The organism is Streptomyces longisporus (assembly GCF_039532765.1).
Lineage (GTDB): Bacteria > Actinomycetota > Actinomycetes > Streptomycetales > Streptomycetaceae > Streptomyces > Streptomyces longisporus.
In genome coordinates, this window is record NZ_BAAASG010000002.1 from 663,987 (window position 1) to 685,842 (window position 21,856).

18 protein-coding genes are annotated in these 21,856 nt (G+C 70.8%); 9 read left to right on the top strand and 9 right to left on the bottom strand.

Going from position 1 to position 21,856, the window contains the following annotated elements; all coding sequences use genetic code 11:
- Positions 1 to 86: 86 nt before the first annotated feature.
- Positions 87 to 932: an SDR family oxidoreductase gene (locus tag ABD355_RS04620; protein WP_344398735.1), complete on the bottom strand. Its 846-nt coding sequence runs from the start codon at positions 930 to 932 to the stop codon at positions 87 to 89.
- Between the two features lie 149 nt (positions 933 to 1,081).
- Here ABD355_RS04620 and ABD355_RS04625 point away from each other — a divergent pair, with 149 nt between their 5' ends.
- On the top strand, positions 1,082 to 1,471 hold the full coding sequence (locus tag ABD355_RS04625; RefSeq protein WP_344399044.1) for a winged helix-turn-helix transcriptional regulator: 390 nt from the start codon (positions 1,082 to 1,084) through the stop codon (positions 1,469 to 1,471).
- 23 nt (positions 1,472 to 1,494) lie between these two features.
- On the opposite strand, the gene ABD355_RS04630 is transcribed toward ABD355_RS04625, so the two are convergent.
- Positions 1,495 to 1,935, bottom strand: coding sequence for a helix-turn-helix domain-containing protein (locus ABD355_RS04630; RefSeq protein WP_344398736.1), 441 nt, complete (start codon positions 1,933 to 1,935; stop codon positions 1,495 to 1,497).
- Between the two features lie 74 nt (positions 1,936 to 2,009).
- On the opposite strand from ABD355_RS04630, the gene ABD355_RS04635 reads away from it, so the two are divergent.
- From ABD355_RS04635 to ABD355_RS04645, 3 genes are all read left to right on the top strand, one after another.
- Entirely contained in the window at positions 2,010 to 2,873 is an 864-nt protein-coding gene (locus tag ABD355_RS04635; protein WP_344398738.1) for a class I SAM-dependent methyltransferase, read from the top strand.
- Positions 2,874 to 2,985: 112 nt separating this feature from the next.
- On the top strand, positions 2,986 to 3,696 hold the full coding sequence (locus tag ABD355_RS04640; protein ID WP_344398739.1) for a ThuA domain-containing protein: 711 nt from the start codon (positions 2,986 to 2,988) through the stop codon (positions 3,694 to 3,696).
- A complete protein-coding gene (locus tag ABD355_RS04645) occupies positions 3,666 to 4,793 on the top strand; it encodes a Gfo/Idh/MocA family protein (RefSeq protein ID WP_344398740.1) in 1,128 nt (375 codons plus the stop codon). Before ABD355_RS04640 ends, ABD355_RS04645 begins: the two co-directional genes overlap by 31 nt.
- A 19-nt stretch (positions 4,794 to 4,812) precedes the next feature.
- On the opposite strand, the gene ABD355_RS04650 is transcribed toward ABD355_RS04645, so the two are convergent.
- Together ABD355_RS04650 and ABD355_RS04655 are read right to left on the bottom strand one after the other, a co-directional pair.
- On the bottom strand, positions 4,813 to 5,973 hold the full coding sequence (locus ABD355_RS04650; RefSeq protein ID WP_344398741.1) for a PP2C family protein-serine/threonine phosphatase: 1,161 nt from the start codon (positions 5,971 to 5,973) through the stop codon (positions 4,813 to 4,815).
- Between the two features lie 114 nt (positions 5,974 to 6,087).
- A complete protein-coding gene (locus tag ABD355_RS04655) occupies positions 6,088 to 6,846 on the bottom strand; it encodes an IclR family transcriptional regulator (protein WP_344398742.1) in 759 nt (252 codons plus the stop codon).
- 253 nt (positions 6,847 to 7,099) lie between these two features.
- Between ABD355_RS04655 and ABD355_RS04660 the strand changes: the two genes are divergently transcribed.
- Positions 7,100 to 7,384, top strand: coding sequence for a hypothetical protein (locus ABD355_RS04660; RefSeq protein WP_344398743.1), 285 nt, complete (start codon positions 7,100 to 7,102; stop codon positions 7,382 to 7,384).
- A gap of 410 nt (positions 7,385 to 7,794) precedes the next feature.
- Here ABD355_RS04660 and ABD355_RS04665 read toward each other — a convergent pair whose 3' ends face one another.
- The 4 genes from ABD355_RS04665 to ABD355_RS04680 form a co-directional block, all read right to left on the bottom strand.
- Positions 7,795 to 8,076, bottom strand: a complete 282-nt coding sequence (locus tag ABD355_RS04665; protein ID WP_344398744.1) for a hypothetical protein — start codon at positions 8,074 to 8,076, stop codon at positions 7,795 to 7,797.
- Between the two features lie 192 nt (positions 8,077 to 8,268).
- On the bottom strand, positions 8,269 to 10,218 hold the full coding sequence (locus ABD355_RS04670; RefSeq protein ID WP_344398745.1) for a collagenase: 1,950 nt from the start codon (positions 10,216 to 10,218) through the stop codon (positions 8,269 to 8,271).
- A 147-nt stretch (positions 10,219 to 10,365) separates the two neighbouring features.
- Entirely contained in the window at positions 10,366 to 11,325 is a 960-nt protein-coding gene (locus ABD355_RS04675; protein ID WP_344398746.1) for a LysR family transcriptional regulator, read from the bottom strand.
- Between the two features lie 357 nt (positions 11,326 to 11,682).
- Positions 11,683 to 13,161, bottom strand: a complete 1,479-nt coding sequence (locus ABD355_RS04680; protein WP_344398747.1) for a glutamate-cysteine ligase family protein — start codon at positions 13,159 to 13,161, stop codon at positions 11,683 to 11,685.
- Positions 13,162 to 13,331: 170 nt separating this feature from the next.
- Here ABD355_RS04680 and ABD355_RS04685 point away from each other — a divergent pair, with 170 nt between their 5' ends.
- Positions 13,332 to 13,673, top strand: coding sequence for a cupin domain-containing protein (locus ABD355_RS04685; RefSeq protein ID WP_344398748.1), 342 nt, complete (start codon positions 13,332 to 13,334; stop codon positions 13,671 to 13,673).
- Positions 13,674 to 13,784: 111 nt separating this feature from the next.
- Entirely contained in the window at positions 13,785 to 14,804 is a 1,020-nt protein-coding gene (locus ABD355_RS04690) for a LacI family DNA-binding transcriptional regulator (protein WP_344398749.1), read from the top strand.
- On the opposite strand, the gene ABD355_RS04695 is transcribed toward ABD355_RS04690, so the two are convergent.
- Entirely contained in the window at positions 14,787 to 18,746 is a 3,960-nt protein-coding gene (locus ABD355_RS04695; protein ID WP_344398750.1) for a glycosyl hydrolase, read from the bottom strand. The two genes, ABD355_RS04690 and ABD355_RS04695, sit on opposite strands and share 18 nt — an antisense overlap.
- A 248-nt stretch (positions 18,747 to 18,994) precedes the next feature.
- Here ABD355_RS04695 and ABD355_RS04700 point away from each other — a divergent pair, with 248 nt between their 5' ends.
- Both ABD355_RS04700 and ABD355_RS04705 read left to right on the top strand, forming a co-directional pair.
- Positions 18,995 to 20,293: an MFS transporter gene (locus ABD355_RS04700; RefSeq protein ID WP_344398751.1), complete on the top strand. Its 1,299-nt coding sequence runs from the start codon at positions 18,995 to 18,997 to the stop codon at positions 20,291 to 20,293.
- Between the two features lie 59 nt (positions 20,294 to 20,352).
- Positions 20,353 to 21,801, top strand: a complete 1,449-nt coding sequence (locus tag ABD355_RS04705) for an L-fucose/L-arabinose isomerase family protein (RefSeq protein WP_344398752.1) — start codon at positions 20,353 to 20,355, stop codon at positions 21,799 to 21,801.
- The last annotated feature ends 55 nt before the right edge of the window (positions 21,802 to 21,856 follow it).

Genomic DNA, 21,856 nt, shown 5'->3' on the forward strand with positions numbered 1-21,856 from the left:
ACTCCGCAGACCGCCTCAGTCTGCGCCGACGTGGCAGAGCGGGCTACGCCGGGATCAGCCGACGGAGTGCGCGGCACGCCCTGGGCCTATCGGAACGCGGCGACGTGGCTCCGCGCCCAGTCGGCGAACGTGCCGGGCGGGCGGTGGAGGACCCGTTCGACGTCGGGGCTGATGCGCTGCTCGGCGGGTGTGGGCTCGCCGAGGATGTCGAGCGTCGTGTCGGCCACGGGCTCGGGCAGGAACTGCAGCATCTGTGCGCGGGCCTCGTCGCGGGTCTGCTCGATGAAGTGCACCGGTTCGCCGAGGGCGTCGCCGATCGCCTCGGCCTGCCGGCGGGGCGTGGTGAGGGCGGGTCCGGTCAGCTCATAGGTCTGTCCGGCGTGGCGGTCCTCGCGCAGGGCCGCGGCGGCGACCTCGGCGATGTCGTCGGGGTCGATCGTGGGCAGGCCGATGTCGGCGAAGGGCGCGGCGATCGCTCGTCGGGTGCGCACGGACTCGGCCCAGGCGTAGGTGTTGGAGTTGAAGCCGCCGGGCCGCAGGATCGTCCAGTCCAGGCCCGACTGCCGGACGGCGTCCTCGATGGCCCGTGCGACACCCCCGTGCGAGGCCGACTCCGGCCGGGTCGCGACCCCTTGGGAGGAGAGCAGCACGACTCGTTCGATCCCGGCGGCTTTGGCGACGTCGAGGATGTCCCGCGGGCTGAGCAGGTGCGCGCTGGGACCGCCGTTCTGCAGGAACAGCGCCTCGGCGCCGTCGAACACCGGCCGGAGGCTCTCCGGGTCGGTCAGGTCGGCCTGTCGGTGCCGGACGCCGTGCGGCGTGTCCACGGCCGATACGGCCCGGGAGGTCGCGGTCACCTGCGCACCGCCGGCTGCGAGGGTCTGCACGAGCGATCGGCCGACGTTACCCGTCGCCCCCGTCACTACGATCACGGTCAACTCCCCTGTTGATTCGGTGTGTTGTCGATGCCCTGAGCGGGGCGCGAACGCCGCGGAGTGCTGTTCCCCGGGCGCCGTCAGGACGCTAACACCGCCGATATAGTAGGTACCTAGGGGAAAGTGGCTATCCCGGAGGGATGCGCATGGCGGTCAAGGGCATGCAGGCGGCAGCTGCCGGGACGGATCCGGAAGTCGCCTGTCCGATCGGTCCGGTCGTGGACATCGTGTTCAGCCGGTGGACCACACCGATCCTGTGGAGCCTGCACACGCACGGCCGGCAGCGGTTCGTCGAGCTGGAGCGGCGCATCGCGAGGATCACACCGAAGGTCCTGACCCAGCGGCTGAGGCAGTTGGAACGCGACGGTCTCGTCGTGCGCACCTACCACCCGGAGGTCCCGCCCCGGGTCGAGTACGAGATCAGCGAACTCGGCCGCAGCCTCGCCCCCCTCTTCGCGCATCTCGCCGAATGGTCGGCCGACAACCTGGAGAAGGTCGAGCGGTCCCGGCACGAGTACGACGCCAGTTCGGCCTGAGGGTGTCGGTCCCGCAGGATCCGTCAGCGCTCCTGCGGTGAGCGCGGAGCCCGCTTCCTCGGTGCGGCTGCAGTGCCCGTGGCGGTCGCCTTGAGGAGGCGGCGGAAGGTGGGGCACTCCATATGGCTCGGGGCGGGGCAGGCCGCGGCATGGCGCAAGGAGTCGCGCAGGACGCCCAGTTCACGGATCGTGCGGTCCAGCTCCTCCGCCTTGGCCGCCAGCACCTGGCGGTCGATGCGCGGCTGCCCGTCCGGTGCGAACATGCGCGCGATCTCGTCGAGCGAAAAGCCGGCGGTGCGCCCCAGCGCGATCAGCGCCAGGCGCTCCAGTACGGCGGGATCGTACTGACGGCGCAGACCCCGCCGGCCACTCGCCGCGATCAGCCCCTTCTCCTCGTAGAACCGCAGGGTGGAGGCGGGAACTCCGGCGCGCTGCACCACCTCGGCGATGTCCAGCTCTGTCATCCTCTTTACCTCAAGTCGACTTGAAGTGGCACGGTGTCATCTCGACCGGACCAAGGCAAGCTGAGGAGGCGTTCATGGACGTCAGGCGCGGGAGCGAAGACGATCAGGCAGCCCGTTGGAAGGGGCCCGGCGGCAATGCCTGGGTCGAGCTGCAGGCGGTGCTGGACGAGATGTTCAAGCCCTTCGAAGACCTGCTCGTCGATGCCGTGGCCGCGGGACACGCGGGCCGTGTGCTCGATGTCGGCTGCGGCACCGGCGGCGTCACGCTGGCCGTAGCGCGCCGGCTCGGTGCGGCGGGCCGCAGCGTGGGCGTCGACATCTCCGAACCGGTGATCGCCGCCGCCCGGGCGCGCGCCGAACGCGAGGGCACACCGGCGTCCTTCGTCCTCGCCGACGCCCAGGACCACGCCTTCGAGCCCGCCACCTTCGACGCCGTCATCTCACGCTTCGGTGTCATGTTCTTCAACGACTTCGTGCGGGCGTTCGCGAACCTACGGCGTGCCGCGACGGACGAGGCGCTGCTGCGGTTCATCGCCTGGCGCGGCCCCGCGGAGAACCCGTTCATGACGACGGCCGAGCGCGCGGCGGCACCGCTGCTGCCCGACCTGCCCGTTCGCCACCCGGACGAGCCGGGGCAGTTCGCCTTCGCGGACCCCGACCGGGTCCGCCGCATCCTGACGGAGAGCGGCTGGACGGAAGTCGACATCCGCCCGATCGACGTGTCCTGTGCCCTGCCCGAGAGCGAGTTGGGCCACTACCTCACCCGGCTCGGCCCGGTCGGGCTGGCCCTGAACGGGGCCGACGAGCCGACCCGCGCACACGTCATCAACACGGTCCGCACCGCGTTCGACCCCTTTGTGCAGGGCGCGGAGGTCCGCTTCACCGCCGCCTGCTGGCTGGTCGAAGCCCGCGCGTCGGCCACCTCGGACACCCGCTGACCCGGGCCGAGGGCTCCGCAGCCGCGAAACTTTCGCGTATCCGGCAGCCCGTTGCCCGGCGCGGGTGACTGACGCATAGTGAGGACTCCGTACGACGGGGTGAAGGAACACGATGCAGCCGAAGAAAGCCCTGGTGGTCCGAGGCGGATGGGAGGGGCACCGGCCGGTCCAGGCCACCGAGTTGTTCCTGCCCTTCCTCGAAAGCAGCGGTTTCACCGTCCGGGTCGAGGAATCGACCGACGTCTACGCCGATACCGCCGAGATGGCCCGCACCGACCTGGTGGTGCAGTGCGTCTCGATGTCGGAGATCAGCGCCGAGCAGCTGTCGGGACTGAGCGCGGCGGTCGCGGCCGGCACCGGTTTCACCGGCTGGCACGGCGGTGTCGCCGACTCCTTCCGCGCCTCCTCCGACTATCTCCAGCTGGTCGGAGGCCAGTTCGCGTGCCACCCCGGCAAGGAGCCGTGCGAGCGCCGGGGCGAGGCCGAGGACAACTTCCTGCCGCACACCATCGACATCACCGAACTGGGCCGCAAGCACCCCGTCACCGAGGGGCTCGACGACTTCGAGCTGTGCACCGAGCAGTACTGGGTGCTCCACGACGACCTGATCGACGTCCTGGCCACCACCACGCACCCCGCCCGCCCCTGGCAGCCCTGGCAGCGGCCCGTCACCTCACCGGCGATCTGGACCCGGCAGTGGGGCACCGGGCGGATCGTGGTGACGACACCGGGGCACAGCCTGGACGTACTGGAGAACCCGAACGTCCGTACCGTCATCGAGAGGGGCATGCTGTGGGCGACGCGCACCGCATCGGCGTCGTAGGTCTCGGCGTCATCTCCGGCGCGTATCTGGACACGCTCCTCGGCCATCCCGCCGTACACGTCACCGCGGTCGCCGACCTCGACGCCGCGCGGTCGGCCGCGGTCGCCGCCGAGCTGCCCGGCGCCCGGGCGCTGGCCGTCGAGGAGTTGCTGGGCAGCCCGGACGTGGACACGGTGCTGAACCTGACGGTTCCCGCCGCCCACGCCGAGATAGCCCTGGGCGCCATCGCCCACGGGAAGAACGTCTACGGGGAGAAGCCACTGGCCGCCACCCTCGCCGACGCCCGGGCCGTCATGGAAGCCGCCGAGAGGGCGGGGGTCGGCGTGGGATGCGCGCCGGACACCGTCCTGGGCACCGGAGTCCAGACGGCACGGGCGGCCCTGGAGGCGGGAAGCATCGGGCGCCCGCAGTTCGCCTCGGCCGTCATGGTGACTCCCGGCCACGAGCGCTGGCATCCCCACCCCGACTTCTACTACACCGCCGGGGGCGGCCCCCTGCTCGACATGGGGCCGTACTATCTCGCGTCCCTGGTGCATCTGCTGGGTCCGGTGCGTGCCGTGATCGGGGCGGTCGGACGGCTGCGCACCGAGCGCGTGATCGGTTCCGGCCCGCGGGCGGGCGAACGGATTCCGGTCGAGGTGGACAGTCATGTCTCCGGTGTGCTGGAGCACGTGGGCGGTGCTCTCACCACGATCACGACGAGCTTCGACGGTGTGGCCACCACGGCCGCCCCGATAGAGGTCCACGGCGAGACCGGCACGCTCACGGTGCCGGATCCCAACCACTTCGACGGCGAGGTGCGGCTCTTCGAACTCGGCGGCACCCAGTGGCGCACGCTTTCGCCGTCGGCGGGTTACGTCGACGGCGCACGCGGCCTCGGTCTGCTCGACTTCCTCACCGCCGACGGGCGCCGGGCGCCTCGTGCGAGCGGCGATCTCGCCCTGCACGTGCTGGAGACGATGACCGCCCTGCTCCGCTCGTCCACCGAGGGACGCCGCATCGAGCTGACGACCTCGGCACCGCCACCGGCTCTGGTTCCGCTCACGGCCGCCGAGACATGGAGAGAACCGGCCGCCGGCCGAACCGCCGCACGGTGAAACCGACGGCGCCTTCCCCTCACGCGGCCTCCGAGGCCAGGTCCCTGCCGCCGGACTCCGCGCCGGCGACGAGCTCGGCGAGGGCCGGTTTGCGGATCAAGAGCAGCGCCGCGTCGTCGTGGAGACGGCCGCCGACATGGGCCAGCAGTTCGTCGTGGAGCGCGCCGAGGGTGCGGGCCGGGTCGTCGGACACATGGCGCGCCAGCCCCTCGTCGAGCGGATAGAACGTCCGGCCGCGGTCGCGCGCCTCGGTGACGCCGTCGGTGTAGAGCAGGAGCTGGTCCCTTTCGGCGAAGGGCAGCACCTGGCGGCCGGGGGTGTGATCGGTGAGCGCGCGCAGCCCGAGGGGCGGGGCCGGGTGCGTGGACTCCACCGCCGTGACGCTGCCGTCCCCGCGCACCAGCAGCGGCGGCGCGTGTCCGCAGTTCACCACCTCCAGCTGCCCGGCCCTCGGGTGTCCGGCGACCACGGCGGTGACGAAGTCGTCGCTGCCGAGGTTGCGGGCGAGGCTCCGCTCGATCCTGTCGACCACGGCCAGGAGATCGGGCTCGTCGTAGGCGGCCTCCCGGAAGATCCCGAGCACCAGCGCGGCGGTTCCCACGGCCGGCAGCCCCTTGCCCCGCACATCGCCGACGATCAGCCGTACCCCGTACGGGGTGGGAATCAGCGCGTAGAGATCACCGCCGATACGGGCCTCCGCCGCGGCGGCGCTGTAGCGGACGGCCACCTGGAAGGGGCCGACGGTCGCCGGGACGGGCGTGAGCAGCGCATGCTGAGCGGTCTCCGCGACCGAACGGACGGCGGCGAGCACGCGTTCGCGGCGTCCGCGCAACGCGCTGGCCAAACCGCTCGCCAGGGTGACGGCCGCCAGAGCGGACAGTACGGCCGCCAGCTCGCTGCCCGGGACACCGTTGCGGGTGCCGAGCGAGCCGCCCAGCGCCGCGGCAAGGAGGCCGACGCACAGGACCCCGCGCGGACCGTTGGTGGTGGCGGCCAGGGCGGGCCCGGCCGCGAGCATCGGCAGCCAGGTGATACCGGCTCCGCCGACCAGGTCGGCGAGCACGATCACGGAGACGATCAGCACGGGCAGGACGGGTGCCCCCGCGGCCAGCTGTGCGACGGCGCGTCTGAGCGACCGTATGGGCCAGTGTCCGCCGCCATGGTCTCGGGCCTGACTCATCTTGTGTCTGCAGTCCTCATCTGTGTGGGGCACGCCGGTCCTGGAGCCCGCCACTGAAATGTCTGTTTCATCCAGGAAACGGGGTGAGCCCCGGCAGTCACAAGCAGAGGTTTTTCAGATAGTGAGCGACAGGCTCCTCGTCACGCGGTCCGCCGTCGGGAGCAGCCGCGCCCGGATCTCAGGCAGCCGGGAGAGCCGATCCACCGGCATCGAGACGCCGAGCGAGCCGAGGGTGTCGCCGCTGTAGACGGGAACGGCGACGCAGACCGTGCCGAGGGTGTACTCCTCCATGTCCGTGACCGCCGGGGCCACGGGTGAGGCATCCAGCCTCCGGAGCAGCTCCGGCCTGCTGGTGATCGTCCGCGGGGTGAGGTCGGCCAGGTGGTGCCGGGACAGGTAGTCCCTGCGGGCCTCGTCGTCCAGTTCGCGCAACACCGACTTGCCCAGCGCGGTGGCGTGCCCGGCGTCCTCGAACCCGACCCACAGGTCGACGCGGGGTGCCCGGGCGCTGTCGACGATCTCGGCGACGCGGATCTCGCCGTCCTCGTAGAAGGTGAGGTAGGCGGCGGTGGCGAACTCGTCCCGCAGTGCGGCGAGCGTGGGGCGGATCCGGCTGAGCAGTGCCTGTCCACGGCCCGTGGTCTGCAGCGTCTGCAGTCTGTCGCCGAGCACGAACCCGCCGTCGCCCAGCTTCCGCAGGTATCCGTCATGGACCAGCGTCCGCAGCAGGTGATAGGCGGTGGCCAGGGGCAGCCCCGTCTCCCGTGCCAGCTGTTTCGCCGGCGCGCCGTTCTCGTGCGCGCTCGCCGCCTCCAGCAGCCGGAAGGCCCGCTGGACGGAAGTGATCAGCGTGGGGCCGTCGTGCTCACCCATGTGACCAGCGTGCGTCAGTCGCACAGGGCGCGCAACAACTCGCCCGGCAGTCGGCCAAGTTGGCAGGCCTCAATATCTGCTTACGCCGTGGTTCACTCACAAGGCCTATTTCCGGGCCATCGACCAGGGTAGTGAGTCATTCCCCGAATTCGGCGCGCCGCCGGATGTTCCGGGGATATTTCTTATTAACCTCCACAACTGCACGAAGTCGATCTATCGCAGGTCGCATCCACTTCACTCCACCGGAGATGACATGCACCAGCTTCGCAAGGCTGCCGTCCTGGTCGCCGCCGTCAGCGTCGGACTCCTGGGTGCCGGCACCGCTCAGGCCCACGACGACGGCGGAAAGGGCGGCGGCAGCACCGTCCTGCAGAGCACAACCTGCAGGTCACACGACCTGAACCTGGACATCCTCGGCCAGGTCGGACTGCTCAACGGCCTGCTGGGCGGCGCCCTGAACGGCGAGGGCAACGAGGGCGCGCAGTCGACCTCGCTCGGCTCGTCCATGGGCTGCAACAACAGCGTCGGCGGTAAGTAACACAAAAGCCCACCCCGGTGCCCCGGCCGCAAGCCGGGGCACCGGGGTTTTCGCATGCGCGGAAAAGCCGGCCGTCCGTCGGTGTCCCAGAAAGCCGAATTGCCGGAACGGGAACCCGTCCCGGTCCGGCATTCGTGAATACAGATGATTGATTTCCCTCCCCTTGATCGAGGCCTTTCCCTCACGGATACCCGAGCTATGGAACGTGTGCTTGTTCCCGAACACGATCGAGGCCCCGGTGCGGTCGCCGTCGACCGGCGTGCACCAAGGCCTTGGAGGTGGCGGACACGGCAAAAGCCCGGGCGCGCACCCTGGTGGGTCTCTGCGCGTCCGGGCTGCCTTTGCCGCTCTGACGGATGTGGGCCTACCGGGGTGCGGGCTACGGAGCCGCTCGCACCCTTGGCGCCTGGCTACTTGTCGCTCGCATCCTTGGAAACCGGGGCATCCTTGGAAACCGGGGCGACGAACGCATCGATGAACCGATTGAGATCCAGCTCCGGCACCGTGTATCTGGGCGCCTGCTCCGGCGTCGCCTTCTTGGAACTCACCGTCGGCGCAAAGTGCCACGGCGGGGTGACTTCGGTGGCCTGCCGCGGCCCGTCGGCGTCGTCGGCGAAGCCGACACCGACACCGAGAACGGACAGCCCCGCCACCGCTACGGCTACGACCGCAGCGCGCTGAAACCTGCGCATGGTTGACCCTTTCTCACCTGGGCGCAAAGCCCTGGATTGACTACTTAGTGTGAGCATATACATGCACTAAGTAGTAATTTGGGATCTTGGGCACGTCCAATACTCCATTTCGGCCCGCAGCGCATCCGCAGGAGTCCGGCGTCACGCCCTCGGTTCGGCGTTCAGCGCGCCACTCGCGCCCCAGCACTGGCCTCAGCCCCGCCCGGACCACGACACCGACGCGCTACGCCTTCCGGGGGCGGGCGTGTCGGAGCAGGCGCCGGCGGCGCATGCCGTGAGCCACTGGTCGAAGTCGGCGTCGTAGCGGGTACCGATGTCGGAGTTGTAGACGGCGTATCCGCCCGTGTAGTCGCCGACCCGGAAGCGGGCGAGCATGCGCTGGATGTCCGCCGGGTGGTTCTCGAACATGTAGCGGACCGCGAGATAGCCCCAGGGGTAGGTTCGGATCACGTCGCTGTTCGCATAGGTGTTCTGGAACAGCGTGCTCAGCCGGTAGGTGTGCTTGCCCGCCTCCCCGACGGCCTGCTCGTCGGTGATGCCCCGGTAGCTGTAGGAGACGTATTCCGCCAGGCCCTCGATCCACCAGACGTCCGGCACCGAGGTCTGCCGGTTGAAGTCGCCCTTCATGTCGTAGCGGGCGTCGAGTTGGTGCGTGTACTCGTGGTTGAGGTTCCAGACGCGGGCCGTGAAGCCGTCGTCGGAGGGCTTCTGGTACATGATCGAGAGCGGCTGGTCGGCGGGGTCGGTGGGGTCCCCGGTGAGCGTGATGCCGCCGTTGTCCGTGCTGACGCCGTAGATCGCCCCGGCGTAGGTCTGGTAGTCCGCGCGACTGGCGAAGACGACGAGCTGCACCGTCGACAGGTACTGGCCGGGTATGGGGCCGTCGTCCTTGACGAGGTCGTGGAAGTAGGGGTCCTGGGCGCTGAGGTCGGCGCATACGGCGTCGAGTTCGGCGGAGGTGAGCGCCTGGGCCCGGACGGTGTGGGTCGCGTCGCAGGTGTGAGTGAGGGGCAGGGCCGCGTCGGTGAGCCGGGCGGGCAGGTTGCAGATGTCGTAGTAGGAGCAGTAGGGGCGGTCGTAGTAGTCGGCCTGGGTCGCCACCGCGACCCACAGCCCGGCCGTGGGACCGGTGATCTTCGAGGCGTCCAGCAGGTCCTTGGCCAGCGGCTGGACCGTGGCCCGCAGCGCGGTGTGTTCGACGTAACGGGCGACGTTCATCCCGGCATTGGAGTCCAGGTAGGCGCGGTCGGTGCCGAGCAGGTCCAGGTGCTTGAGCGCGAACCCGTGCAGCGTCCGGGCGATGCCCGGGTCGGCGGTCACCGCGGTGACGTAGTCCGGGTTCCAGTTGCCGCGCCAGAGCGGTGTGTAGACGTCGTTGACGGCGGTGAGCATGCTGGGGACCGCGTCGTAGGAGCTGTCGTAGGCGTTGAGCAGGCGTCGATAGGCCTTCAGATAGCGGGCCTGCTGGTCGGCGCTGTCGGTGAGGATGACGGCCTCGCCCAGCACGTCTCCGTTCGCCGCGGTGACGTCCCGGGAGTGCCGGTTGGCGAAGAAGGCGTCCAGGCCGCGGGTGGTGGCCTGGGCCAGGGGTGCGCCGTAGGGGCCGACGTCGGACGGGTGGTTGAACTGGACGTAGTAGCCGGCCCTCAGGAACAGGACGAGCTGCCACACCCCGGTGGAGTTGTCGCCCCTGTACCGTTGCGCCTCTCGCCTGAAGGCCTTCGCCACGGTGATCATCTGGGGCTGACGGAAGATGTCGCGGGCGTCGGTGCCGGTCACCGCGAACAGGGTGTTGACGCAGTCTGTGGTCGAGGCTTCTACGAAGGTGACGAGCGCCGGACCGGTCCTGCTTGCGAAGTCGGCCGGGGTGCACGAGACCGGCTTCGGTTTGGGTTTCGGTCCGGTCGGCTTCAACGGGGGCAGTTGGGGCGTGGTGAGCGGGCGGGCCTGTACGGCCGGCCGGTCGGCGGCGGTGGCGGTCGAGCCGGCGGGCGGCGGCGCCTTCCGGGCCGGCGTCGTGGGGGCGGCGCCTTGCCGGGCGGGGGGTGCGGCGAGCGCCGGCACCGACAGCACGCCCGCGAGCGTGGTGCAGACGGCGAGGGTGACGGCAGCGCGTCTGGGCAGCGCGAAGAGGTAGCGCATCTCTGGACTCCTCTGCGGAAGGATGCGCCTCGACAAGGGAGTTGAGGCGCGTGAGGCACCATCTCAGCGCCGACTGCCCCCAACAATGGAATGTGACATAGCACTGTGCGGCGGCCTGCCATAACACCCGGCCGCCAACGGCTCCCTCTACGCCCCGCTCCCCCGCCAAGTGCGTGCGGCCCACGCCCTCAAGTGCGGTGATCGCCCGGCGAGTTCGCGGTATGCGGAGGCGGCGGAGTGGAACAGGTCCTCCACCACGCCCTCCGCCACCGCGTCACGCCGCCAGGCCAGCACATAGCGGCACCACAGCGGCGTACCGATCAGCGGCCTGATCACCACGTCCGGGATAGGCCGCAGCGTCGCCTGCACGACGGACACCCCGAGACCGTCGGCGATCATGCTCTGCAACTGCAGCTGGTCACCGAGGAATTCATGTACGGCGACCGGCGAGAAACCGGCCGCTGCACAGGCCGTGTAGAAGACGCCCGGCCAACCTGCTCCGTCGTCCGGTGTCAGGAACCAGGCGTCCTCGGCCAGATCGGCGAGCGAGACCTGGGCGCGATGTCCGAGGCGATGGCGGGTCGGCAGCGCCACGAATGTGGGCTCGGTGACGATTCCTCGGTGGGTCACCGTGTCCGCATGCTTCAGTTCCATCCCGGGGTAGTCCGCGGCCACGGCCGCGTCCACCTCGCCGTCCTCCAGGAGTTCGACGATCCGCGAGGAGGCGTACACGCTGCTGACCGCGAGCGTGACGTCCGGCAGCCGGGCCCGGACCCGCGAGACCATGCCGGACAGCACCGGCGAGTTGGTCGCCGCGACGCGCAGGGTCCTACGGCCGCTCGTGGCACCGGCGGCCGGACGGCACCCGATCGCTGCGGCGCGGGCCAGGACGTCACGGGCCTGGGCGACGACCTCGACGCCGTACCGTGTCGGCCTGACCCCTGTCGCCCCGCGCTCGAACAGCGGCTGCCCGAAGTGGCGCTCGATCCGCCGGAGTTGGGTGCTCATGGCGGGTTGCGAGTAGCCGAGGTCCGAGGCGGCGCGGCCCACGCTCCCGGCATCCGCGATCGCACACAGGACGCGCAGATGCCGCAGCTCCAGGTCCATCCGTACGCTCCCCCTGCCGCCGTGGACAGGAAGCGTTCCATCACGCCACCCCGCACACAAGACGCAGGTCAGCCACCCTCCGACAGAGGGGACCGACCAGTGCGCTACGTCGGTGGCGGCTGTGTTTCAGCGCTCGCACTCTCCTCGCCGACGCCAGGAGCCGTCAGGGTCTCCTCACGCTGCTTCTTCAGGGCGAGTTCCCTGGCCGTCTTTTCCGAGTGCAGCCTCATCTCTGCCTCTGTCCGAAGATCGAACACCTCTGCCCCCTTTGCCATACGGCGAATCTTTCTTTGCCTTTAGATTACCTTATGGATGGGGCCGAAGTCACGGTCGAATTCGCCTCGTGCAACACCGGCGTCAGTCCACGGGCCACGTGTGCGCAGGCGCGTTGAGGTGCATGTAGTCCATGTACGTGGTGGTCATCCGGCGCAGTGCCTCCTGGCGGTCGGAGATGCCGGTCTTCTCCAGGTGGTGGACCGTCTCCGCCTGCCACAGGGCGCCGTTGCGGGCCGTGACACAGCGCTGCTCGATGATGCCGAGCAGGGGTTCGCGCCAGGTCGCGTCCATGCCGGCCAGTTCGAGGCCCCGGTGGGCGAGCGGCAGCAGGCGCCGCAACACCAGTTCCGTGACCGGGACTTCGCCCACGCCGGGCCAGTACAGACGGGCGTCGATGCCGTCGCGGGCGGCGGCGTGCAGGTTCTCCTCCGCGACCGCGAAGGACATCCGCGTCCACACCGGCCGGTCCTCGTCGACCAGGGCGCGGGTGAGGCCGTAGTAGAGGGCGCCGTTGGCGATGATGTCGGCCACGGTGGGGCCGGCGGGCAGGACGCGGTTCTCGATGCGCAGGTGCGGGCCGCTTTCGGTGACGGCGTACACGGGGCGGTTCCAGCGGTAGATGGTGCCGTTGTGCAGCGTCAGTTCGCCCAGTTGCGGGACGCCGCCGCCGTCGAGCGTCGCCTGCGGGTCCTCCTCGTCGCACAGCGGCAGCAGGGCCGGGAAGTAGCGGACGTTCTCCTCGAAGAGGTCGAAGACGCTGGTGATCCACCGCTCCCCGAACCACACCCGCGGCCGTACGCCCTGGGCCTTGATCTCCTGCGGCCGGGTGTCGGTGGCCTGCTCGAACAGGGGGATGCGGGTCTCTCGCCACAGCTCGCGCCCGAAGAGGAAGGGCGAGTTGGCGGCCAGGGCGATCTGTACGCCCGCGATCGCCTGGGCCGCGTTCCAGTAGGGCGCGAACTCCTTCGGGGCGACCTGCAGATGGAACTGGGTGCTGGTGCAGGCGGCCTCGGGGGTGATGGCGTCGGCGTACATCGACAGGCGCTCCACGCCGTCGACCCGGATGCGCAGGTCCTCGCCGCGGGCCGCGAAGATCTGCTCGTTGAGCAGCTTGTACCGCGGGTCGCCGGACAGGGCGGACTCGCCCACGTCCGACTCCCTGAGCGTCGGCAGTATGCCGACCATGATCATGTGTGCGCCCACGTCGGAGGCGCGTGCCTCGGCGTGGTTGAGGGCGTCGCGGATGGCCTGCTCCCAGGCGCCGGGGCCACCGGCCGTCAGCTGCCGGGGCGGGATGTTGATCTCCAGGTTGAAGCGGCCGAGCTCGCTCGACCAGGCGGGGTCGGCGATCGCCTGGAGCACCTCGGTGTTGCGCATCGCGGGCCGTCCGTCGCCGTCCACCAGGTTGAGCTCGATCTCCAGTCCGACTTGGGGGCGCTCGCTCTCGAAGCCCGACTCGCGCAGCATCTGCGCCAGCACGTCGAGACAGAGGTGCATCTTGTCCCGGTAGCGGCGGCGGTCCTCGCGCGTGAACACCAGGGCAGGTACGTCACGTCCCATCGGGCCCTCCCGAGTCCCCTCGGCGATGCCTCTCGTCCCAGCGTCCCACCTCGAAGGGGTCCGGCACAGTCGGCGACCTGCCGGTCGCGGGAAGTGCCGGACGGCACGACAGAGGGTGAATGGGCCGGCGCCTGTGCTGAACTCGGTCGACACAGTGAGGAGCATCGCCGATGAGCAGACCGCAGTCCGAGTTCCACCGTCCCGAGGCGCCCTGGCGTCGGCCGCCCGGTGCGGCCGACGGCGTGTGGGAGCAGGTGCTGGCCGAGGATCCGCGGACCGGGGACGCCACCGTGCTGCAACGGTACGAGCCGGGCACGGACACCAGCGCGCAGGGCAGCGTCCGGCACGACTACTTCGAGGAGGTGTATCTCGTCGACGGCTCGCTGACCGACCTGCGCCTCGGCGAGACGTTCACCGCGGGCATGTACGCGTACCGGCATCCGGGAATGGAGCACGGGCCGTGGACAAGCAGCGAAGGCGTGCTGATGCTCGTCAGGCGAGGGTTTGCATGAGGGTCCGGCGGCCCTGCGGGCTGAAAAACGTTTTACCCGCCTTCGGGGTAGACTTGCGTCGCCCATGAGGACCACGTCGTGCCTGGTCGCACGGCTGTCACAGCGAGGGGGGTGGACGCCATCCCGGTTCGCCCCGCCCGGATCCAGGACGTCGCAGCCGCCGCCGGAGTGTCGGTGTCGACGGTGTCGAACGTGCTGAACCGCCCGGAGCGTGTGAACGCGGCGACGGCCGAGCGGGTCCGGGACGCGGTCGCGGCGCTCGACTACGTGCCCCATCCGGGCGCCGCGGGACTGCGCACCGGCCACACGTCCTCGATCGGCCTCGTCCTGCCCGACGTGACCAACTCCTTCTACGCCCGCATCGCACGGGGCGCCGCCGACGCCGCGTACGACCACGGCTACTCCCTCGTCCTCTGCCACAGCGGGGACACCCCGGAGCGCGAGCAGGGCTACTTCACCATGCTCGTGGAACAACGTGCCGTCGGCGCCGTGGTCGTCCCGCTCAGCGCCGACCCCACCCGGCTCACACGGCTGCGCGAGCGGGGCATTCCCCTCGTACTGGCGGACCGTGCGATGCCCGCGCAGGACGGCTGTTCCGTCTCCGTCGACGACATCGCCGGCGGCCGTATCGCCGTGCTGCACCTCCTGGAGTGCGGGGCGCGCGACATCCTCGTCGTCAACGGCGAACGGTCGATACGGCAGTGCGCCGACCGCTACCAGGGCGCCCGTCAGGCCGTGCGCACCCGGCGCGAGGCACGGCTCGGCCAGGTGGTCGCCGAGGAGATGACGGTGGCGTACGGCATGGAGATCGCCCAGGGGCTCGACGAACTGCCCGACGGGATGTTCTGCACCAACGACTTCCTCGCCGCCGGGCTGTGCCGGGGCCTGGCCGAGCGGGGTGTGAAGGTCCCCGAGGACGTGCAGGTGGTGGGGTACGGCGACCTCGACATCGCGAGCTTCGTGGGCACGACCCTGACGACGGTCCGGCAGCCCGTCGAGGATCTCGGCCGGGCCGCCGTGGAGATGCTCCTGGACGAGGTGGAGGCCCGCGCCGAACACGCCCATGAGACAAGGGTGTTCGCGCCCCGACTGGCCCTGCGGGACTCCACCCGGTCACTCCCCGGCGGCTGACTCCGGGATCCGCAGCGTCACCGGCCCCAACAGCCCGGACGCCAACTGGGTGGGGAAGGCCCAGGCAGTGGGGGTGGCTTCGGCGAGATACGGGGCGAGGGTGTTGTGGACGGTCACGTCGACCCGCACGGTGCGCCCGGCGGCACCGCGCAGCTCGAAGCGGTACGGCGCGCAGAACGCCTCGCCGACGGGCTTCCCGTCGAGAAGAACCGCGACGCTCCCCCGCACCCGCCCCAGGTCGAGCACCGGGTCCGGCCCGGCGGGCACCTCCACCTCCCGCGAATACGTCACACCGCCGCTCCAGCCGCCAAGCCCCAGCGACTGCCAGTCCCCGAGGGGCAGGGGCGCCGCCACGGTACGGACACGCACCGGCCCGCACCAGGCGGAGCCGCCCCGCAGCACGGCGGTCGGTTCGGTGATGACCTCGAACTGCGTTGCGCCAGAAGTAGGTTGGGTCAGGGTCAGCAGCTGCCCTTCGAGTGGCTGTTCCGCGCCGTCTGCGGCCCTCACTCGTGCGGGCAGCGCCAGCGGCAGCCTGAGCGACACGGTGCCCGGAGGCACGGTGAAGCGGAAACGCTGTGCGCGGGGGCGGACTTCGTCGGTGGACCACAGCGGCAGGACGGGGGTGCCGAGCACCGGTCCGCCGGTCAGCCACTCGGTGTCCGGCAAGGGGTGCGTTCGTACGGCGGCGTGGCAGTGCTGCAACTCCCCCCACCTGCCCTCGTGTTCGACGGTACGCCCGCGCCACTCCCCGGTCCCGGCCTCCCAGCCGGCCCCGCTGACCAGCGCGGTGACACCTGCTCCTGCCACGAGGTCGACGAACACGGCATCCCGGGCGCGGACGCTGTCGGCCACGACGTCGAGCACGTGATCGCCCGCCGAGAGGGTCAGTTCGTGGCGGAAGAACATCGGCACCGCGCCCCAGTCGGACTCGTAGTACTCGACCTTCTCCTGCCGGGCCACGACCGCGCCGTCGAGCAGCACGGTGACTCCCGCCGCGGCGCCCACCACGAGCACCGCCCGCTCCCCGCCGCCGGAGAGACGCAGACGGCCCCGGTAGGTGACGCCGCCGTCCGGCCGTACGCCGTCCGGCAGGCACATGAACTGCGGACGCGCCGCGAACCCGTCCGGGAGAGACAGACAGAAGTAACTGCCCAACGGGGCTTGGGCCCTGGCCGAGATCACCGAGGGGCGGTCCTCGGCGTCGGACAGTTCGTACTCCAGGACGTTGCGGGGCCGGTCCACCTCCACCCGGGCGGACGCCAGGTATCCGTGGCCCGTGGGCAGCCTCTCGCCGTTCCACCACACCCGCTTGACCGCTGCCGCGCCGACGTGCAGATCGGCAGGCCCGCGGTGGCCGGTCTCGACGATCGTCCGGACCCGGGCGACGGTTCCGAGGCCCGGCACCGGGACGCGTACGAACTCCTCGGGCACCAGCCCCTTGTTGCCCAGCAGCCCGTCCGGGTCCGGGATTCCGCGGCTCGACGAGAACAGCGCCACGCTCCAGCTCTCGTCCCAGGGCACAAGGGGCTGCTCTCCGGCCAGGACCCGTGCGACGGAGGCCTGGTCGAGCGGGTCGGGGGCCTTCGCGGCGGGCACCGGGGGCAGCACGCGTGCCCGGTTGCCGTACGTCGCCCGTGTCTGCTCCCAGCGTGCCTCGGGTGCGTCGCTCTCGGTCCACCGCATGGTCCAGATCTGCGGTTCCTCGACGGACGACCCGGCGGGCAGCGCGAGGTCACCCCATGTGTTGTCCATGGTGGGCGCCAGGCGGCCCTCCCAGCCGTCGGACAGGTCGATGGTCCGGGCCGCCTCGGGTGGTGCGGGCCTGGCGATCGACGGAGTGCCTTCTCGCCATACGACGAGGGCGGCGGGGGCACCTTCCAGTGGCACCTCGATGGTCGAGACGCCTTCGGTGACGGTGACGCGCGCGGGGCGTCGGGCGCCGCTCGCCGGGTTCCAGACCTCGGCCTCGGTGACCGGGGCGCGCACGGTGAGGACCCTGGTGGTGGCGTAGCGGGCGGGATCGATGTCGTGGTTGCCCTCGGGCGGATGCGTGCGGGCATCGGGGAAGGCACCCGTCACCAGGGCGACCGCTTCCCCGCCCTGCCGCCGCACGAGCAGCGGCACGTCGCCCGTGGCGTAACCGGCAGCGTCTGCCACGGCCGCGGCGCCTGCCTCGGCGTCACTCGCCCGCTCCAGCCCGGGATGGGCGCACAGCGCCGCCACGACGGCGTCGTCACCGGCCAGGCCTGCCGCAGCCGTCGGCGGGCGGCCCACGGCGACCACCCGTCCGCCGGCGTCGAGGAGTTCGGTCAGCCGTCGTGCCGTGTCCTGCTCCAGGACGCTCGCCGAAGGCAGCAGCACCGCGGTGTACGCCAGGTCCCCGACCCGCAGGGCGCCGTCGGCGGGCGTGGCCCGCTGCACCGAGGCGTCGTCGATGACGTCGTAGGAGACGCCGTGCCGGTCCAGGGTGCCGATGTGGGGCCGCAGCCAGTTGTTGGTGCCGCACAGGTCGAGGTAGTGGCGCTGGGTCTCGTCGACCTCGGTGTGGCCCTCGCCGAGGCGGCCGTCGCCGAAGTGCTGGACGGAGGCGTCCAGCGGGATGAGCGACTGCATGGTGGTCGTGGGGTGCAGGACCGCGACGTCGGCGCTGTAGGTGCCCCAGGACAGGATCGAGCAGAGGCGGGCGACGGCCCGGGAGAAGGCCGGGTACTGCGGCCAGTAGGGCTGGCGCCAGTCGGTGGACGGCGGCGCCCACTCGAACCAGCCGCCGGCGGTGCCGAAGTAACTGGCGTGCGGGTTGTACAGGTTGGCTCCGCTGCGCAGGAACGGCAGGAGCCAGTCGTAGGTGTCCTCGAGGGTGCCACCCCAGCCGGAGGAGTGGAACGCCTCGATCCAGACCCGCTCGTGGCCGTAGAGGTGCGCCATGGAGGAGTGGACCTTGGCGTCGCCGTGGTGGTCGCTGCCCGCGGCGCCGTACCAGCGGTGGGTGCGGAAGTAGTCCGAGTAGATCTGTGTCGACTGGGCCGGGAACCCGGAGCGGGCGGGATGGCTCTGGTCGCAGCCCAGGAGCATGCCGCGTTCGTCGTGCCAGGCGGCGAGGGGCTTGAACAGGGCCTCTTCGGTGAGTTCGGCGCGGACCGCGTAGTAGTCGGCGCGGACCTTCGAGGCCCGGGCGGCGTCGGGGGTGTCGTGGAAGAGGGCCGGGAGGTGGTCGAGCAGGTCGTAGCCGCGACGGGCGAGGAACTCCTCGGGGAAGCGGCGGCTCCAGGCGTTGGTGCCGGGCAGTTCGTCCTGGAAGCTTCCGGCGATGACGTTGCCCAGGTACTCGGGGACGCGGCGGTCGTACTCGTGGTGCACGGCGTCCAGGAGCAGGCGGACGGCGCCGGGGGCCAGGTAGTCGAAGGCCGTGGGGACGGCGGTGACGAGTTGCACCTCGCTGCCGTCGGCGGCCGCGATCCGCGCGGTGCCGGTGACGGGAAGGCGCCGGCCCTCCGGCGAGTACGCGCCCACGAGCGTATGCGAACTGCTCAGCGGGACGGCGCCGTTGGAGACGGTCGCCGTGCGGCAGCGCAGGGCGAGGCCGGACGCCTCGGGGTGCCGGCGGGTCACGCCACCTTGGACATTGGCGCCGGAGAACCCGATCTGGTCGTAGAACCACAGGCGCATGCCCAGGTCCCGGGCGATCTCGCAGGCGTCGATGAAGCGTGCCCACCACTCCTCGCCGAACCACGGCGGTTCGTCGGCGCGGGCGCCGAAGCTCGGGCCGGCCGGCGCCAGGTTGATCACCACGAGGTTGTGGACGCCGCCCTCGGCGAACCTGCGCAGCTGCCAGGCGAGGCGCTCGCGGGTGACTTTCGCCCCCGACCACCACCACAGCGGGGTGGGGCCGAAGTCCCTGGGCGGGTCGTCGAACAGCTGCTGCAACGCGGAGGAGATCACGGACACGGTCCTTCCGAGAACGGCTGGGCACCCTCGCGGTTCAAAACGTTTTACATGGGTCTGGTCGCCGACAACCTGGAATGTTCGCACCGGATCCCGGGTGCGGGAAGCACGCCGACGCGTCTTCCTGCAAATGGGCGCATGAGGGGTTGTTGGAACGTTTTTCCGACCCTATATTCACTGCACTCGGCCTCAGAGCCGCGCCGTCCCTCTCCGCTCGGCCCATCCCCAGACGACGGAGTCGCATCATGGTCCGAACCCCGACCGCTCCCGAACGCCCGGAACAACCCATCCCCTGGCGGTTGTGGAAGGTGGCGGCCCTGTCGGGCATGGCCTCCTACCTCGACGCCGCTCTCATCGTCAGCATCGCCGTCAACCTGGCCATCTACCGCGACAGTTACGACATGGGCGTGTGGATGGCGGGCGCGATCAGCGCGATCGTCACCGGCTGCATCGCGGTCGGCTCCCTGGTCGGCGGGCGGCTGGCCGACATGTTCGGGCGCCGCCGTGTCTACAACTGGGACATCTTCTGCTTCGCGCTCGGCGCGGTCGTCATCACGCTCGCGCCGAACGACATCGTGCTCTTCATCGGCGTGCTCGTGGCGGGGCTTGCGGCCGGTGCCGACCTGCCGACCTCCCTGGCCGTGGTCTCGGACGCCGCTCCCGCCGACGGCCGGGCGCGTCTGGTGTCCTTCACCCAGGTCATGTGGGTGGCGGGCATCGTCGTCGTCATCTTCCTCGGCTATCTGCTGTCGGACACGGGCATGACCGGGGCGCGGATCATCACCGGTCATCTGGCCGTCGCCGCGCTGGTCACCTGGCAGCTGCGCTCCCGGCTCGACCTGGCCGACGAGCCCTCGGACACCGAGCTGGCCGAGGAGGCGGCCGCGCTGGCCGCCCCGCGCGGTATCGAACTGCGGAACATCCTCAACCGCGCCGCACTGCTGCCGATGGCCGCCACCTTCGCCTACTACGTGACCTGGGGCATCGGCGCCAACACCTTCGGCCAGTTCGGCACCTACCTGCTGGTCACGGTCAGCGGCGCCTCGCAGAGCCTGGCCACCGGGATCAACCTGGCGTTCCTGCCGATCGCACTGGTGCTGACCCTCGTCTTCGTCCGGCTCGCCGACACCGCCTGGCGCGACCGGCTGTTCTACGTGTTCACCGTCGTGCAGATCGTCGCGTTCTGCATCGCCTCCCTGACCGCGGGCGCGCTGGCCGGGATGCTGGTCTTCTTCGTGCTCTACCAGATCTCCAACCCCTTCGCGGGCGAGGCCAGCTACAAGGTGTGGTCGCAGCTCACGCTGCCGCCGGACACCCGCGGTACCACCCAGGGCCTCACCTACGCCGTGTCGCGGGGCGTCTTCGCGGGCGTCGCCTTCGTCACACCCGCCCTGATGGAGTACAGCGCCTCCGTGCTGCTCTGGTCGATCACCGCGTGCATGGCGGCCTCGGCGGTCGCGGGCGTGTACATCGTCCGTGTCCTCATCCAGCGCTTCCCCGGCGCCGCTGCCGCTCCGGCGGATCTGGGAGTGGCCCGGGCGTAGGGGGTGGCCCGGGCCCCCTGGAATCCGACCGCGGACCTGAGAAGGAGCTACCCCGAGCCATGGCAACCGCCGAACACTCCATGTCCCTGCAGGAGTTGCTGCCGCCGGTGCAGCGGCGCCGTACCCGTATCGGCCTGGTCTCGGGCGGGCTCGGCACCTACTGGCCCCAGTTTCCCGGTCTGCTGCCGCAGTTGAAGGAGTCGGCCGCGTACCTGGCCGAGCGGCTCGGGCAGCTGGACGCGGAAGTGACGGACGTCGGGTTCATCTCCGACGCGCAGGAGGGCGCCCGCGCCGCCGAGGAGCTGCGCCGGGCCGACTGCGATCTGATCGTGCTGTTCCTGACGACGTATCTGACCTCGTCGATGGTGCTGCCGATCGCCCGGCGCTCGCACACTCCCGTGCTGGTCGTCGACCTCCAGCCGTCCGAGCGGATGGACCACGCCACCTTCGACACGGGCGCCTGGCTGGCGTACTGCGCGCAGTGCTCGGTGCCCGAGGTGGGCAATGTCTTTCGCCGGGCCGGCATCCCCTTCCGGTCGGTGTCGGGCTGGCTGCGCCAGGAGTCCGCCTGGCGGCGCATCGAGCAGTGGATCCGCGCGGCCCGTGTCCGCGCGGCGCTGCGGCACGCCCGGCACGGCCTGATGGGGCATCTGTATCCGGGCATGCTGGACGTGTCAACGGATCTGACCCTGCTGCCAGCGACCTTCGGCTCGCACGTGGAGGTACTGGAGTTCGACGACCTGCGGCACCGGGTGGAGCAGGTGAGCGAGGCGGAGACCCGCGACCGCATGGCGCTGGCCCGCCGGGTCTTCACCCTCGACGACAGCGTGGCGGACGAGGACTTCGCATGGGGCGCGAGGGTGTCCGTCGCGCTGGACCGGCTGGTCGAGGACTTCGGCCTGGACACGCTCGCCTACTACCACCGCGGTATCGACGGTGAACTGCACGAACGGCTCGGCGCGGGCATGATCCTCGGCGCCTCCCTGCTCACCGCCCGGGGCGTGCCCGCGGCCGGCGAGTACGAACTGCGCACCAGCGTCGCCCAGTTGGTCTCGCAGAGCGTCGGCGCCGGGGGCTCCTTCACCGAGATCCAGGCCCTCGACTTCGAGGACGGCGTGGTGGAGATGGGTCACGACGGGCCCGCCCACCTCGCCGTCAGCGCCCGTGACCCGCTGCTGCGCGGTCTCGGCGTCTACCACGGAAAGCGCGGCTGGGGCGTCAGCGTGGAGTTCGACGTCCGGCACGGCCCGGTCACCCTCCTGGGCCTCGGCCAGGACGCCGACGGCAGCCTGTCGTTCGTCACCTCCGAGGGCACCGTCGTGCCCGGTCCCCTGCTGGAGATCGGCAACACCACCAGCCGCGTCGACTTCGGCCGTGACCCCGGCGAGTGGGTCGACGCCTGGAGCGCGACGGGCGTCGGCCACCACTGGTCCCTCGCCGTCGGCAGCCACGGCGCCGACTTCCGGGCCGCGGCGAGCCTGCTGGGCATCGACCACCGGGAGGTGTGAGCTCTCCTCCTGCGCGCCCCTGTTCACTCCGGTGCATTGCGCCGTGAGCCTGATC